The sequence below is a fragment of the Leptothoe sp. LEGE 181152 genome (assembly GCF_032906605.1).
Taxonomy (GTDB): Bacteria; Cyanobacteriota; Cyanobacteriia; order Phormidesmidales; family Phormidesmidaceae; genus Leptothoe; species Leptothoe turfae.
In genome coordinates this window covers 1-14,133 of record NZ_JASATU010000001.1, presented here as the reverse complement: position 1 = coordinate 14,133, position 14,133 = coordinate 1, and the positions used below count along the sequence as shown (strand labels likewise).

20 protein-coding genes and 2 pseudogenes are annotated in these 14,133 nt (G+C 43.5%); 1 reads left to right on the top strand and 21 read right to left on the bottom strand.

Going from position 1 to position 14,133, the window contains the following annotated elements:
* Positions 1–16: 16 nt before the first annotated feature.
* The 17 genes and pseudogenes from QGP82_RS00110 to QGP82_RS00030 all read right to left on the bottom strand — a co-directional run bounded on the left by QGP82_RS00110 (position 17) and on the right by QGP82_RS00030 (position 10,443).
* The gene (locus QGP82_RS00110) at positions 17–277 is read right to left on the bottom strand and encodes a hypothetical protein (protein ID WP_163697325.1); all 261 of its coding nucleotides are present in this window, start codon (positions 275–277) and stop codon (positions 17–19) included.
* A 13-nt stretch (positions 278–290) separates the two neighbouring features.
* Positions 291–515: a hypothetical protein gene (locus QGP82_RS00105; RefSeq protein WP_499056559.1), complete on the bottom strand. Its 225-nt coding sequence runs from the start codon at positions 513–515 to the stop codon at positions 291–293.
* 756 nt (positions 516–1,271) lie between these two features.
* Positions 1,272–2,075: a hypothetical protein gene (locus QGP82_RS00100; RefSeq protein WP_499056557.1), complete on the bottom strand. Its 804-nt coding sequence runs from the start codon at positions 2,073–2,075 to the stop codon at positions 1,272–1,274.
* Positions 2,076–2,097: 22 nt separating this feature from the next.
* Positions 2,098–2,973: pseudogene (locus QGP82_RS00095) on the bottom strand (RHS repeat-associated core domain-containing protein); the annotation flags it as partial.
* 138 nt (positions 2,974–3,111) lie between these two features.
* A complete protein-coding gene (locus tag QGP82_RS00090) occupies positions 3,112–3,561 on the bottom strand; it encodes a hypothetical protein (RefSeq protein ID WP_499056556.1) in 450 nt (149 codons plus the stop codon).
* A 4-nt stretch (positions 3,562–3,565) separates the two neighbouring features.
* Positions 3,566–4,099 (bottom strand): hypothetical protein, encoded by a 534-nt coding sequence (locus tag QGP82_RS00085; RefSeq protein ID WP_499056554.1) that lies wholly within the window; start codon positions 4,097–4,099, stop codon positions 3,566–3,568.
* Positions 4,100–4,117: 18 nt separating this feature from the next.
* Positions 4,118–4,675: an RHS repeat-associated core domain-containing protein gene (locus QGP82_RS00080; protein WP_499056552.1), complete on the bottom strand. Its 558-nt coding sequence runs from the start codon at positions 4,673–4,675 to the stop codon at positions 4,118–4,120.
* A 251-nt stretch (positions 4,676–4,926) separates the two neighbouring features.
* Positions 4,927–5,136, bottom strand: a complete 210-nt coding sequence (locus tag QGP82_RS00075; RefSeq protein ID WP_499056551.1) for a hypothetical protein — start codon at positions 5,134–5,136, stop codon at positions 4,927–4,929.
* Positions 5,099–5,518 (bottom strand): hypothetical protein, encoded by a 420-nt coding sequence (locus tag QGP82_RS00070; RefSeq protein ID WP_499056550.1) that lies wholly within the window; start codon positions 5,516–5,518, stop codon positions 5,099–5,101. The genes QGP82_RS00075 and QGP82_RS00070 overlap by 38 nt, the downstream gene beginning before the upstream one ends.
* 95 nt (positions 5,519–5,613) lie before the next feature.
* Positions 5,614–6,096, bottom strand: coding sequence for a hypothetical protein (locus QGP82_RS00065; protein WP_499056549.1), 483 nt, complete (start codon positions 6,094–6,096; stop codon positions 5,614–5,616).
* 7 nt (positions 6,097–6,103) lie between these two features.
* Positions 6,104–6,580 (bottom strand): hypothetical protein, encoded by a 477-nt coding sequence (locus QGP82_RS00060; protein ID WP_163698470.1) that lies wholly within the window; start codon positions 6,578–6,580, stop codon positions 6,104–6,106.
* Positions 6,581–7,135: 555 nt separating this feature from the next.
* Positions 7,136–7,402 (bottom strand): annotated as a pseudogene (locus QGP82_RS00055) (RHS repeat-associated core domain-containing protein); the annotation flags it as partial.
* A gap of 471 nt (positions 7,403–7,873) precedes the next feature.
* Positions 7,874–8,272: a hypothetical protein gene (locus QGP82_RS00050; protein WP_163698476.1), complete on the bottom strand. Its 399-nt coding sequence runs from the start codon at positions 8,270–8,272 to the stop codon at positions 7,874–7,876.
* 18 nt (positions 8,273–8,290) lie between these two features.
* Positions 8,291–8,776: a hypothetical protein gene (locus QGP82_RS00045; protein ID WP_499056547.1), complete on the bottom strand. Its 486-nt coding sequence runs from the start codon at positions 8,774–8,776 to the stop codon at positions 8,291–8,293.
* A gap of 212 nt (positions 8,777–8,988) precedes the next feature.
* On the bottom strand, positions 8,989–9,906 hold the full coding sequence (locus tag QGP82_RS00040; RefSeq protein WP_499056546.1) for a WD40 repeat domain-containing protein: 918 nt from the start codon (positions 9,904–9,906) through the stop codon (positions 8,989–8,991).
* Between the two features lie 9 nt (positions 9,907–9,915).
* The gene (locus QGP82_RS00035) at positions 9,916–10,155 is read right to left on the bottom strand and encodes a hypothetical protein (protein ID WP_499056544.1); all 240 of its coding nucleotides are present in this window, start codon (positions 10,153–10,155) and stop codon (positions 9,916–9,918) included.
* 18 nt (positions 10,156–10,173) lie between these two features.
* Entirely contained in the window at positions 10,174–10,443 is a 270-nt protein-coding gene (locus QGP82_RS00030; protein ID WP_499056543.1) for a hypothetical protein, read from the bottom strand.
* A gap of 48 nt (positions 10,444–10,491) precedes the next feature.
* Here QGP82_RS00030 and QGP82_RS00025 point away from each other — a divergent pair, with 48 nt between their 5' ends.
* Positions 10,492–10,671: a hypothetical protein gene (locus QGP82_RS00025; RefSeq protein WP_499056542.1), complete on the top strand. Its 180-nt coding sequence runs from the start codon at positions 10,492–10,494 to the stop codon at positions 10,669–10,671.
* A 35-nt stretch (positions 10,672–10,706) separates the two neighbouring features.
* On the opposite strand, the gene QGP82_RS00020 is transcribed toward QGP82_RS00025, so the two are convergent.
* The 4 genes from QGP82_RS00020 to QGP82_RS00005 form a co-directional block, all read right to left on the bottom strand.
* Positions 10,707–10,970, bottom strand: coding sequence for a hypothetical protein (locus tag QGP82_RS00020; protein ID WP_163698487.1), 264 nt, complete (start codon positions 10,968–10,970; stop codon positions 10,707–10,709).
* A 400-nt stretch (positions 10,971–11,370) separates the two neighbouring features.
* Positions 11,371–11,520, bottom strand: a complete 150-nt coding sequence (locus tag QGP82_RS00015; RefSeq protein ID WP_499056540.1) for a hypothetical protein — start codon at positions 11,518–11,520, stop codon at positions 11,371–11,373.
* Between the two features lie 265 nt (positions 11,521–11,785).
* Positions 11,786–12,022: a hypothetical protein gene (locus tag QGP82_RS00010; RefSeq protein WP_163666199.1), complete on the bottom strand. Its 237-nt coding sequence runs from the start codon at positions 12,020–12,022 to the stop codon at positions 11,786–11,788.
* 1,020 nt (positions 12,023–13,042) lie between these two features.
* Positions 13,043–13,327, bottom strand: coding sequence for a hypothetical protein (locus tag QGP82_RS00005; RefSeq protein WP_250565021.1), 285 nt, complete (start codon positions 13,325–13,327; stop codon positions 13,043–13,045).
* Positions 13,328–14,133 lie beyond the last annotated feature (806 nt).

Here is a 14,133-nt window from a genome sequence, read left to right as displayed (position 1 = left end):
AGGGTTAGGGGGATGGCTATAGCACTGGCTTAGCATCCGTGCTATCAGTCGGGAGGAGCAAGGGCAGGGACACCGCTACACTTTGCTGGGCACTGGTGGTAATGCTTTTTGCATACACCGTTCCACCAGTCGGAATGCCCACCATCGCTCTCCCTTGATCAGCGTCATAGCCAGTTATTGTGCCTGAGTATTGGCTACGTGATGCCCGTTTGTAGCCCAGGGTCGCCGCTCTGGCTGAAATGTTGGTGGGCGATGCCCACCCTACCAGAGTATCCACTATTCAGAGAGATTTAATCATTTTTCTCATACACTTCCTGTAGGCTTAATTTTGCCTGTTTCATGGCTGTGTAAAATTCCTCAAAGTCGAGAGACCAAGGAATTCTTTCAGGGTGTTCATAGATCTCAATTTCTAAAGTTCCTGATCCAATATTGACTTCTGCAATTTGAAGTGAATCATCTAACATTATGTCCGCAACCAAATATTCTCTAATCAGGAGGACTTGAAATTGAAACATTAAGCACCACTTTAAATTTCCTTATTTTAATTCAACTACTCTTTGAAGAACAGAAAATCACCTGTCTCATTAAAAACCACATTGTGCCAGGATCCGTCAAAATTTCATTTAGTTGATCTTGTACTGTTGGGTTGATTTTAGATGGATTCCCTTTTGGAGCAGGAAACTTACTATTGCCAGCCCTCTTACCTTGTCCATGTTTATTTAAAGACCCTCCTGCTTTAGTAAAATTGGGACGCCTAGGATCCGTTACTTTTCCTGCATTCGATAATTCATCTATGGATCTTGTGTTTATTCCTCCCGTGCCTCCTACGGGGAGATTGGGAGTATTGTTTAGCCCTGGATTACCTTGAGATCGTAGCGAAGCCGCAGGATTAAGGTAATCGACTGTCCCAGTTGGAAGTCTGCCTCCACGGGGCAGTGCCGGAAAAGGTTCATCGCACTACCTGGCTGTTGCTTGGAAATAGTGCGTTAGTCACGCTCCCTACCTGGCTGTATTTTCCGGCTTTAGTTTTGTTGCAACGCTGTCTCCAAGCTCACAGGCATTTCGTGAGCGTCTATTGGCAGCAGGCAAGCGCAAATGCAAATGTTAGGAGCACTGATGCATAAGCCTATCAGAGCCATTTATGGGGTACTCAAATCTGGAAAACCCTTTGCCCCCAATCAACTTTTGCCAGCTACTTGATAACTAGGATTCAGAACAGTATCTACTACTGTCTGCTAAACGTGCACACCTTATCCAGCTACACTTGCTATCTACGGTTGTTCTATACGTTCTTCTAAAATATTCTTCAAAGCTCTTATGGCTCTCGCGATATCCTCAAAAGTTATTACTATCAAACAACCCATATAGGACTTTCTCGATAGCTTTTTAAGCTTATGCGGGAGAAACATAAAGTTCATTAGGAGTTCACGAGAACCTAACAAATGTGAAAAAAAATCATCTGCAAATTGCACTTTTACAAAATAAAGAGCATTATAACCATGTATAGTATGAATCATTTCTACATTTATATCATGCTCTAAAATAGCACTGAAGAAATCCATCAAGTGTTCTACTTCACGATTAAAGTCTGAACTTTTACCTATAAGAACTCTGTGAGAGTCTACATAATAGAGCCTTTTATCTCCTACAGGCGAGATTCTAAACGAAAAATATAACTCATCTGAGTCTAAAGCTGATGAACTTAAATTCAGGGAGACTATAATTTCCTCCGTAATCATGAATGGCCAAGATTTATGTAAGGTTTGCTTAGTCTTCTGATGAGTACTTTTGTAAACTTGCTCAATTTTTTGCATGAGTTTGTCAGCAGAGTACTTTTCTAAATATTTTCCTTCTCCCTTTGGGAGCCACTCATAGTCACTTAGAAACACATTCAGAAGGGATAGAATAAACTGAATCTCACTTTGAGATTCTAATTGATTTCCAGTTGAAACCTCAATCTTCATTTCGTCGAGCGAAAATCCCGTTCGCCCTAGAAAATCTTCATTTATAGAAGACTCTTTCATTACACTTTGAATGTCTTCTAAAAGCTCAAGTTCTTGCCTTGATAATTTCATTTTCTTGCCTGCCTTAATTATTCTAATTCAAGTTTAAGTGAAATGAATTAATACCCTGGCCCCACATCTTGGAAGCCATCGCGAATAAAATACTTTGGGCCTCAGCTTCAGAAGTCTTAGGAAAAGCGGTTGAAGGACTACTAGAACTATTAGGATGCTCGATCACAATTATACGTTCTACTCCACTCCAATATCCAGTAGCATCATCTCTTACTCGGTCATTAGCTATTAAATCAGGAAAGTTGATGGTGCTATCTACTGACTCTGCTAGCTGACTTTCAGAGTTAATGCCTATATTTCTGAAATCTGCACCATTATGTCTTTCCCATGAATGCTGAGCCACTCCCTCAGCCCATTCACTTGCATTAAACACAAAATCTGTTGGATCAACTGAATCTAATCCACTTCCAAAAGGAGGTAATGAAAATGACCCAAGATCTTGAATCTCTTCACCAAAGCCACCAGGGTACAGATCTTCGAGATTGACGGGTGGCGTCTGTAAGATTTCATCCCAATCGACTTTTGGCAGAGGCAGATTGTCCCAGATGGGTCGGTTGGGGTCGAAGTCGGGATTGTAGCCGCCAGTGGCAGTTTCTAGACACCACTGAGCAAAGTCTTCAAGGGCCTCGCGGGTCTCTTCTGATTGCAGTTGGTTATTGAGAAGGACGCCTTCTGTCACTAGCGCGAGTACAGCGCCTACGACTATGAGAGGAACAAAGGTGGCTTCCCCGCTGGGGTCGGTGTAGTTGGTGGGACTATTGAAGACGTAACGATAGAGGTTGGCATCGCCTGCGTCAAAGCCCAGCGGGTTTTCTGAGATAAAGCGATCTACCGTCGGGTCGTAGTAGCGTGCCCGGTAGTACATCAATCCCGTCGCTTCATCCCGCTCTCTGCCGGTGTAGCTAAAGTGGAGGAATGTTGGTGGGCAATGCCCACCCTACCTGCTTGACAAGTAGGATTTAGAACAGTATCTACCTGCTGGCTGCCGATTTCTGGGTCAAATGGTGAATTTATTCCGAATTAAATCTAATGCAAGCTAAATACTCTTAAGAACAGATAATAAATCACAAACAATTCCCCTCCATAAATATTGATATTGTTCTATGGTTATCTTCTCGGTATGAGTAACTAAATTAATGATATCTAATTTAGGGCAATAGCTATATGTCACCGTTACATTTGAGTTATCTATCTTTGCTTGAATTTCTAAAACTCCATCGTTTAGATAACAAAAATGTTCGAAGCTGTGTGTTCCCTTTATAAGGTTATCTTTCAATGAAAGATAACCTTCAACCAAAAACTCAGCATCACATTCAACAGCAAGTGGAATTATATCTGCAATCTTGGCTATTGGCTTCCCAGATATTTCGATATGTTTGTAGTTTTTCCTTAATAGCTCATTCATTAGCCCATGTGGATTTAGTTCTCCTAATGTTCCAAGAGAATTTATTTCATAACTTACATGAAGACTAATCTTTTTTGTCATAAGATTATTTCATTGGTGCAGGTCTATTATATGCAGGATGTTCTGATCCTATTGGAAATGTATGAATTGATCCATCCCTTCTCAGAATGACTACAGCTTTATGAGCTGAATCAGATATATATTTTTCACTTGTTGGAAGATTACTAGGTGGGTAATCATTATAAGCTCTAATAACCATTCCATCTCCTGGTGCAATCGGCACGGAAAAAGCTTGGCCAACTCTCATTTTAGATGTATCAAGACTACTGACAGCGCGTTCACCTGCCTCGCTTGATAACCATCTTCCTTGTGGCTTTCTATCTCCTCTTGCTCTTGCTATGACGTCGCTAATTGGTCTATCTGGTCCATGTGGACCCACTGTAATATCTTCAAGAGAGGGTTGTGGCAGAGAAGAACCAAAAATAAAGTCTCTAGGATCTATCTGTGGTATAGGGAATGGATTTGTTGCTTCGCCCAATATGTCTGATAAATCTTCCTGTGATCCTTCCCCAAAGCCACCAGGGTACAGATCTTCGAGATTGACGGGTGGCGTCTGCAAAATTTCACCCCAATCGACTTATGGTAGAGGCAGATTGTCCCAGATGGGTCGGTTGGGTTCGAAGTCAGGGTTATAGCCGCCGGTGAGAGTTTCCAGACACCGCTGAGCAAAATCTTCAAGGGCCTCGCGGGTCTCTTCTGATTGCAGTTGGTTATTGAGAAGGACACCTCCTGCCCCTAGCGCGAGTACAGCGCCTGCGGCTTTAATGGCTTTGACGCCGCCTACGACTATTAGAGGAGCAAAAGCGGCTTCCCCGCTGGGGTCGGTGTAGTTAGTCGGACTATTAAAAACATAGCGATAAAGGTTGGCATCGCCTGCGTCAAAGCCCAGCGAGTCTTCCGAGAGGAACCGTCCCACCGCCGGGTCGTAATAGTGCGCCCGATAGTACATCAACCCCGCCGCATCATCCCGCTCCCTGCCGGTGTAGCCAAAGCGAAAGTCGAAGTTGGGATTCGTTTCGCTTGTCACCTGGCCAAAGCTGTCATAAACGATGCGATTGAGGATGTTGCCACTGTTGGCGATCACATCGCAGACACTGTCCTGATGGTCCGTGAGCGTCCAGCGAGTTTCACCCACTGCGTTTCTTCCGCTAGCGCCTGATCAACCTGCGGCCCATGGAGATAGCGATGAGTCTGATTACCCTCCCCATCAAAGACCAGAGCAATGTGGTCACCGTTATAGACAAAATTCTCTTCTGTGGGCGCGTCAACCCCGTCTCCATCGACCGCTGATTTTATTCATGACGAGCGATATTCAGCGCAGTCATTTTCAGAGATGAGAGCCCAGTTTGAGCAGGAAGCTACCAGAGCAAAGCTGGATGGGCACTATCAGTTTGAAGTGAGCCCCTGACCAATATGGTGAAGTGGTTGATGTGTTTGATGGGCCTGCTGTGTATGCGGAACACGGTAATGGCTACCCTCCCCATTCGCATCGACTACCTTAGCAATCCGCTGGCCATAGGCATTATAGGTACACACTGCTTCCTCAAGAACAGTGCTATCACTGAGCATCGCCACTACTGTTTTCAGAACTTTCATAATGGTCTATCCACTCTAAGAGATCATCGAGAATAACTCTTAATGCGTTTTTTTTCATACCAATCTTTTCCTCAAAGTTTAGTATATTAACCCCATAGCAGATAGCATTCATTGCTTGCGAAAATATTATCCACTTTTCGAGTGGTAAAACTATTTTAATACCCTTTTTAAGGTACTCTTCTCCACTTGGCCTTGGTTTTTCCCACTTACGAAAATCATTGATTAGTTCCTTAAACTCGTCGAGTGAACATCCAATTCGGGAAGAAAATTCATACTCGTGGATTGATGCGAGTGTTTCATTTAAAATATTTACAATAATTGATTTTGAGCTGGTTGTTATTTTCCCTAGATCAGAAATGTCAGTGGATAGAATTATTTCCATATTCTTACAGAACAAGCAATGACTGAGTAATCTTAGTGGGGTATCTTATCAGGGAGAATTCGTTCAAGGGATAAAAACTACAATGCCTGAATAACTTAATCTGTGGCATGGGTAAGCTGACTCAGCCGCCCGCTATCGTCATAGCTGTAGCGAGTGCTGGCAATGGGGGTATTGCCATCGGCTCCCGCAAACCGCGCCAGGGAAGTCAACTCACTGGCGACGTTGTAGCCCATCTCGACCCGCTTGGGCTGCACCGCTGTGCCCCCCTGCTGCACCTGGGTCATGCGGTCCAGGGCATCGTAGGTATAGTCCGTTGTCCCGGTGAGGGTACCGGCAATCGTGTCGGTGGTCTGGGTCAGGTTATCGACCGCATCATAGGTGTAGTCAAACACTACCTGGGGCACCGACGGTGCCGTGGTGATGCTTTCGGAGGTGAGCCGGTCGAGGGCGTCAAAGCTATAGGTGTTAAGGCTCAACACCGTGCTGGTAATCGCATCGGTATCTTGCACCTGGGTCAGTCGCCCCAGCTCGTCAAAGCCATAGCCAACGGTGCGCTGCACGGCATCTGTCGCACTCAACCATTGCTCACTCGTGCGACGGTCGAGACTGATTATCTTCTACAGGTACCTTCAATTGAAACTCACATTCTTCAAAGGTTGCTGTCAAAATAGTATTGCTATGTGGATTTTCTCTATCTTGAAGCCCAATAAACTTTAGCTTCTCGAAAGTTGGCTCTGTTGCCAGAAAACCAACAAATGGACCAGGAGGCAAATCAGAGTCCTTTGAAGTTACTTCAATGTAGGCCATTTCCCGATAGGAGGAATATTTAAGATCGTAAACAGGAAATTTTTTTTCACTACATTCCTTGACAGAATAGCGAATGTAGCTCAAAACAATTTGCTCATAAAGTGTGGATGCTATTGCCTCCCATTCGTCATAGGCATCATGTTCCATCCAAGTAATGTTCATACGCTCGATAAATGGGATCAATGCAGTAAAACAGTATCGAAGAATACGAAGAGATTTCTTAAGCTCAGAACTTTCCATAAATAAACTTGTCATTAGCCACCTCTTATGACTTTTTCGAGTAACGAGATTTCCTTTAGTGTAGGTGCTCGCTTGTCCCCAAACCCTTGTCCTGGAATAACAGGCTTAACTCTATCTCTCGTAATATCAAGAACAACCTCACCCTTTTCATTGGTTACATAAATCCGTTCCCCGCTGCCTCTGATTGCACTATTTGGAGGCCCAGTCAGATTTTTTACTCTGTTACCACTACGTCCTCCACTCAAAGTTATATCACCACGAATTTAAGGCTCTGAAGCAGTTTCAAAATAAGGCTGTTCAAAGTTAGGTCTAGAATCGACACCTAGCATTGGGCCAGAGTCATCAACCTCTGGTTGTGGTCCTTTACCAAAGCCACCAGGGTATAGATCTTCGAGATTGACAGGTGGCGTCTATAAGATTTCATCCCAATCGACTTGCGGCAGCGGAAGATTGTCCCAGATGGGTCGGTTGGGGTCGAAGTCAGGGTTATAGCCGCCGGTGATGATAGTTTCCAGACACCTCTGACCAAAGTCTTTAAGGGTCTCGCGGGTCTCTTCTGATTGCAGTTGGTTATTGCAGATGGACTGCCCCTAGCGCGAGTACAGCGCCGCCTACGGCTTTAATGGCATTGACGCCGCCTACGGCTGCTAGAGTAACAAGGGCGGCTTCCCCGCTGGGGTCGGTGTAGTTGGTGGGACTATGAAAGACATAGCGATAAAGGTTGGCATCGCCTGCATCAAAGCCCAGCGGATCTTCCGAGAGGAACCGTCCCACCGTCGGGTCGTAATAGCGTGCCCGGTAGTATATCAACCCAGTCGCGTCATCTCGCTCTCTGCCGGTGTAGCCGGAGCGGAAGAATGTAGGTAGGTAATGCCTATACTACCTGCTGCTTGAAATTTGCTACCTTCTCCTGAAAAGAGATAGTAAAACTCTCAGTAGAGAGGGAAAGAACTGGATTTCGTCCAATGCCTTCATAAAACCGCCTGCAGCGAATATTCCTGATGATACGCTAAGGATATACCACCTGTGCTCGGGGGTTGTATCACCAAAGAAAAGAAGGATACATAATGCTCCAGCTCCAAACCCACCCAGGCCTGAGAGTATCACGTCCACAACGATTATATATAGATTTACCATAAGCACACCTGTTTAGCTAATTGAGTCGAGCATAGTTGACTATCGTCCGTTTGATCAGTCTTCGTTGAAAAGTGGAAGATTCAGAACTAGACTGCTATTGGAGACAAAACTTCCTGCAACTGGGGGCAAGCGGTAACAATCTAGGAGAGTACAGCCATTGTAGGCGGTGCGTTACTTGCTCTCATTTTTGTCACTAGCCAAGAATTCAATAGTTGGAGGAGAAGAGATTATTTCAATCTCTCCCCAATCTCCAGATAAGTGGTAATTTCCATGAGAACAGCTTAGAGTGTCTATATTGCCATAATCGATCTCGCCACTGGCATCCGAATATGGAATCATCACCTTATTTATCCACTTCACCTTATCTACTTGATTAAACTCCAGATAGGCTTTTTTATAGCAATATTGTTCTTCATGTGGTGGAGTTCGATATGCTGGATGTTCCTTTGTTAAGACAACATCCAGCAAGAACTTTACACAAGTTTCAAGGGTTTCTATGTTGAGAACATAGCTGTCTTCCAAGTAAACATGTTCAAGATCTGGCAATTCATAGTAATGGGATAACTTCATTTCTCCTCCTTAGAGTTTTTATAGATCATAGTTTATAGGTGTGTGATTGCCAGGGCTTTTTCTAGTGACAGGGTTGCCAAATGGATCTACTCTTTGACCAGATGCGTTACGCAACTCAACATGAGGAGATCCACTACCTTGTGCTCTCTGACTACCCTGTTTGATAGTTATTCTTATGACTCCATTGCCATCAACATATTTTATTGGCCCATTTGGATTCTGAACTCGCGTAAAATTTTGGCTTTCCGCAAGATTTCTAATATCGCTAGCATTGGGGGGATTACCAGTTCCGAAAAGTTGGTCAATCCCTGGAGCAGCTAAGTCATTAGGCTCAAAAAACGGTTTTTCAAGCTCTGGATTAGGAGATCTTGGATCAGCATCAAAGTCATCAACTTCCGGCTGCAGCCCTTCACCAAAGCCACCAGGGTACGGATCTTCGAGATTGACGGGTGGTGTCTGTAAGATTTCACCCCAATCGACTTTTGGCAGAGGCAGATTGTCCAAGATGGGGCGGTTGGGGTCGAAGTCGGGATTGTAGCCGCCAGTGACAGTTTCTAGACACCACTGAGCAAAGTCTTAGGGGGTTCACTGTCATAGACGATGCGGTTGAGGATATTGCCGTGATGCTGGCTCAGAGCACGTTATTGTGCTGGCTTTTCTGATCTTAATGAGGAGCGATCGCACTGTATCACACTACCGAAGAAGATCAATTCCAGTCACTGCCTAGTCCATAATTTCAAACGGCCATCCCATCCAGCACTGACAAACCTTTGCTCATCGAGTATCGAAATCGCTTCGACCCTTGACCGCCCATGAGCACTAATCAAAGACAAGTTTGCATCATTGCTAAGATTAAGGACACGAATATTTCCATACCGGTTTCCAATTATTAAGAGATTGCCATTTTCACTTAGTTTGACTGTTTCAATAGCTTCACCTGTTTGAATAGATTCAATTCTCTGATTGGTTGCCATGTCAAAAATAGCTACAGTCCCATTAGGACTACCGATTACAAGTAAATTATGCCTTTCAATAATGGACAAAGACATAACGTAATCTAGTGAGTAATCTGACAAATCAATGCGATTTATCTCTTGTCCTGTGGCATAGTCTAATATCTTTATGACATTCCTGAATTCCTGATCTGTGAATATTATGACCCTTTTTTCAAGGGAAAGGATAAAGCATCTTTTATGTATTGAGAGCAGCCCTTTAAAGGCATACGCTAATTCACATTCGTCTAGACTCCATACATAGGTTAATCCATCATTGAAGCTAGCAAAGAGTCTTGAACCATCATCACTTACAAACGATGAATGGACTACTTTACTTGTCCTGTTAAACTTAGACAACTCATCTTTTGAAGATATATCCCAAACCCTAATCATATTTCCATCATGGGAAATAATAAGATTTGCCTTTGGGGAAAGAGATACAAATGTAGAATCTTCAAATTCTCCTTTAATTGTGATTTTCTGAGGAGCGTTTTCAAGAAAATTGCATTCAGTAATTTTATATTTTTCTGAACTTTCAGAAAAGACTTGCTCTACAGAGAAAAAAGGTTCATGCTCGGACCCGTGCCAAATATTATATATTCTGCCGAGACCAGTCCAGGCGTAAGAACAATTAAACATGCCTTTGTTTCACTTCTCGTTTTTTTTGAGCGGCTGATATTCGGAATTATGAATAAATTCACTGCAAATCTTTCCTGATGTATTAACTTTCCACCAGCCTATAATCCCAACAAAAGGCACATCACCATTTTTGTCATATTCGGCATCAACTGTATATACCCATCCATTAGGATTTTGCTTTGCGGTTTCCTTCACTTGATCCGTGACTTCGATTTTTTGGGGTTGAAAACTTTTTGAATGTTGCTGCATTTTCTTCTACTCTCCCTATCACAAAAATGGGACGTAAGGACCCAGTACAAAAACGGTTCCTTTGTTTGTCGTTACTTCACGAACAATCTGTCTGGAGTCTTCAATATAATTACGGTCAATTCCATCATAAAAGGTAATTTCATCTTTGCCATAAGGTCCCGGAGGAACATTTAGAGCTGCTTGGACATTCACTCCATGTGGTGGTGGAGTGATTTCATACACATAGCTTCCTGGGTCAACTGCAAACCCTACAGCTGCTTGTTGGTTCGTAGATAAAGCTGTTATCAACGATGCGGTTGAGAATTTTGCCGCTCGCGGACACTCGCTCAATCTATTATGGTGGGTTTCTTGGCCTTAACCCCCCATACGGCAAGGGGCGATCGCACTGAGAGTCACAATGTTCTTGATCGCTGCCCTCATTTCACTGCCTGCGATCGCTACCCTGACCATCCGTCAGCATACATGTGTAGTGCTGGGTTTCTTGGCATCAACCCATCCTACGGCGAGAAGCGATAGCTCTTTCGGATGCTGGAGATGTTCAGTACCTACCCTCATATATGGCAGCGCATAATCTCCTGTTCGTCTGCGTCAAGGTCTTGATTAAGGTGAACATGAAATCCATTAGAGTATTCACCAAGAGCCATCCTTATAAAGGTCTTGGCTAAAGCTATATAAGCCTGCTTATTAGCGTATAGAACTGGCATACCATTTTCAATCACAATCTTCAACTCTTCATCTATCTCTTCATCATAATCAAATTCAATTGTATTTTGTGATGAAAGATCTTCAAACTCAAACTCAAATTTTTTCATCATCTTCTAGAGCGATACCTTTTTTATTTTGTGTCAAAAGAGTGTTTGGCTTTTCGAGACTTTCTTTGCTACTCCGTAATATGCTTATTGAAAATCCGTCTATTTTTTCCTCTAGCATTTCTCCTCAGAGCCTCAACATTAGTATGGCGTATAGGGTCACCTCCATTAACAAGAGGATAAGTTTCTGTTCTTAGGTTTACCGATCTTCCACCTCCAAAATCAATAGTAACGTTCGTTTCCTGTAAAGTATCAGGATTTAGACGGTTTCTTGTGACAGAAAAATCACCACTTTCGATGCCTTCCTGAATACTATCGAATATTTCTTGGGTTTTCTGACTGGGTAAAGAAGGAGGGGTGTTCGCTGCTGGACTTGAGTGATTTGGAATATTGTTTCCAGCGGAACCTACACTAGGAGAGGATGCTCCTTCCAGTAAATCTCCTGCCCTTCCAACTCCTGGATTACCTTGGGATCGTAGCGGAGCCGCAGGATTAAGGTCATCGACTGCCCCAGTTGGAAGTCTACTTCCACGGGGCAATGCTGGAATAAGTTCATCCCTGGAGCCCGCCAAGGCCTTGCCTATGTCATCACCGATAATGAGCCGACATCAAAGTCCCTCTCCCAAGTTTGGGAGAGGGACTTTAGGGAGAGGTCAGGAAGGGTCAGGGGTAGGCCTGCAACGCATTAGCAGAATCAATGATTGCGCCGTTGATGGAGAGGGGGATGAAGTCCCCTTGGAAAAGTGGCGTTAGTCACGCGTCCTTCCTGGCTGTCCGAATGAAGGGAGGCACTTCAGGACCTTTAGTTTTGAAAGATCAATCTATGAATTAGACTCCAATTCCTCAACGAGATTCCACAATTCTTCTTCTGATAGCTCAAATTCTGGCCCCATATCCATGCCGTCAATTTGTCTAATTATTGAATTTAATTCAAAATCGATTTCACGATATCTATCTATTCGTAATAAGTGAGCCCACTGTGAAAGCTCTTCAGCGCTATAATCACCCTGAAGTTTTCTCTTCAAATCTTCTGCAAAGTTCTTTTTTGAATAAATCATAGTCCTAATTCATTTCCAGTTGGTGGAAAATGGGGTGAGTTTAGTGGAAGTCCATTTTCTGTCTTGGGGTGCACTCTATTCATATTGCCAGCATGATCATAAACTTCTTCCCATTCTCTTACTCTACCTGTTCGTGGATTATATTCTGTTACATGAGATCTACCTCGTGATGGTCCAGGTTTACTTGCTGGTACCTCGGCTTCATAGCAACGAACTCGACCGTCAGGAAGCTGTCTCGTTCTAACAGATCGTTCTTGGGCATTTTCAGCAATTCTAAATTTTCTATTTAGTGCATCAGATGTATTATTACTATTAGCAGAAATTTTTCTACCTTCTGATATAGACTGTTGGCCTTTACGAGAACTACCAACTATACTATCTGCATCTACTGCTCTATTGGGACCTGGATTACCTTGAGATCGTAGCGGAGTCGCAGGATTAAGGTCATCGACTGCCCCAGTGGGAAGTCTGCCTCCACGGGGCAATGCCGGAACAAGTTCATTCCCGGAGCCCGCTAAGGCTCTGCCGATGTCATCACCGATACTGCCTGCCCCTCTGGCAACATCATCAAGCAGTTGCGACAACTGTTAGGTAATTGATCGACCCAAGCCTTCTTAGCCATTGCTCACCAATGCGATGGTCGAGAGTGTCGTAGGTAAACTGTCGCGTTTACCCGTTGTCACGCACAAATTCAAGGGTTTTGGAGTATTGCTTTAGCTCTTGGAAGTGATGCGTGACTCACACACCCTAAGCTTGCTGCTAATCCACCGAGCCCATTGAGACAGGCTTCTTCGTAGGTGTAGGTGCCGTCATCTAGAATGTGGTTATGGTCACCCATGACATAAGGTGACTAACTGGGTTAGATGACATACACTCGCTGGTCATCGCATTAGGTTGCGAGAAAGATAGAGAAAGTTGTTGATATAGGGCAGAAATGCTCGATGAATAGATGATTTGGAGTCTTGTGAAAGTGTTAGTGGCCACTGCCTACCCTACCTGGCTCTGAAATGAGGAATGCATTCACTCATCTTCAGATTCTAGAAAATGGAAGCGAGCAGCATCTTCTCTCTGAGCATCAAAATTTTGTCGGATGTGAAAGTGAAAGTCAGATGAGTAATCACAAAGAGCCATCCTGATGAAAGCTTTTGCAAGCATCAAATAAGCTAACCTATTTGCATAAATAACTGGAATTCCATTCTCAATAGCGATTTCCATCGCCTCACTCATATCTTCGCTAAAATCAAATTTTATTCTGTTTTTAGCCGAATAATCTTCAAATTCAAACTCAAATTTTTTCGTCATCATTAATCACCGAAAATGTAAAATCTAAAGGTTCAATGGTTCACTCTATAATATGAACATTATCCACTACTGTGTTTTTTCCTCTTCTATCTCTATCAGACTGAGTTCTATCATATAGCTTGACTAAGAAAGCATACATTGCTGTATAAGCTTCTCTCTCACTCAACAAAACTTCCATACTTATTTGCCTCCTTGAGGTCGTGTACTTCGATTGAGCCCTGTTTGAGAATTAAATGATCTGGGTGTTACATTGCCCCCTCCTTCATTAATGACACCGTTACGGATAGTCCATTTTAGGAAAAGATGGCCAAAAGCTTTACGATAAAAACCTTTCAAGGATATAGATCGCTGAAATAGCCTCCAAGTATCTGGGCGATTTCCAGGGATTTTCCACTATGCAACCAAAGCATGAAAAACGGAATAGGCGTTTCAGCCTCTGCCTTACTCAAGTACTTAGCTCTGTCCACGAAGCGGTAAATCCTTGAAACCGTTTCTAAAATTGAGTTTCAGCTATCCTTGCCTTCAGGGCACTACCGAAGATATGGTTGGTTTGTCCACGGTTTGTGGGGAAATCAGATGTCCCTAAAGCTCTGCTAGTTGGCGATGATTGACGCGTAGGGACAATTGGACTGTTTTCTGAAGGTGGTAATTGCCGTTGAGGACTGATTTCTTTGTTGGGACCATTAATTACCTAAATTTAGGCCAAATAAAAGGCACGATGCTCAATGCCGAATCGCTGAACGTATTGCCAAAAGAGGAAAGGTGATGAACCCTTGAAAAACAAACCATCGTTTTTAAGGTGCATCACA

Coding starts and splice junctions, on each gene's coding strand:
- QGP82_RS00070 (WP_499056550.1), bottom strand. CDS start 5,518: ATGGAAATAATTCTATCCACTGACATTTCTGATCTAGGGAAAATAACA.
- QGP82_RS00060 (WP_163698470.1), bottom strand. CDS start 6,580: ATGACAAGTTTATTTATGGAAAGTTCTGAGCTTAAGAAATCTCTTCGT.
- QGP82_RS00005 (WP_250565021.1), bottom strand. CDS start 13,327: ATGATGACGAAAAAATTTGAGTTTGAATTTGAAGATTATTCGGCTAAA.
- QGP82_RS00015 (WP_499056540.1), bottom strand. CDS start 11,520: ATGAACTTATTCCAGCATTGCCCCGTGGAAGTAGACTTCCAACTGGGG.
- QGP82_RS00040 (WP_499056546.1), bottom strand. CDS start 9,906: ATGTTTAATTGTTCTTACGCCTGGACTGGTCTCGGCAGAATATATAAT.
- QGP82_RS00010 (WP_163666199.1), bottom strand. CDS start 12,022: ATGATTTATTCAAAAAAGAACTTTGCAGAAGATTTGAAGAGAAAACTT.
- QGP82_RS00035 (WP_499056544.1), bottom strand. CDS start 10,155: ATGCAGCAACATTCAAAAAGTTTTCAACCCCAAAAAATCGAAGTCACG.
- QGP82_RS00050 (WP_163698476.1), bottom strand. CDS start 8,272: ATGAAGTTATCCCATTACTATGAATTGCCAGATCTTGAACATGTTTAC.
- QGP82_RS00100 (WP_499056557.1), bottom strand. CDS start 2,075: ATGAAATTATCAAGGCAAGAACTTGAGCTTTTAGAAGACATTCAAAGT.
- QGP82_RS00020 (WP_163698487.1), bottom strand. CDS start 10,970: ATGATGAAAAAATTTGAGTTTGAGTTTGAAGATCTTTCATCACAAAAT.
- QGP82_RS00075 (WP_499056551.1), bottom strand. CDS start 5,136: ATGAAAGTTCTGAAAACAGTAGTGGCGATGCTCAGTGATAGCACTGTT.
- QGP82_RS00025 (WP_499056542.1), top strand. CDS start 10,492: ATGGTGGGTTTCTTGGCCTTAACCCCCCATACGGCAAGGGGCGATCGC.
- QGP82_RS00090 (WP_499056556.1), bottom strand. CDS start 3,561: ATGACAAAAAAGATTAGTCTTCATGTAAGTTATGAAATAAATTCTCTT.
- QGP82_RS00105 (WP_499056559.1), bottom strand. CDS start 515: ATGTTTCAATTTCAAGTCCTCCTGATTAGAGAATATTTGGTTGCGGAC.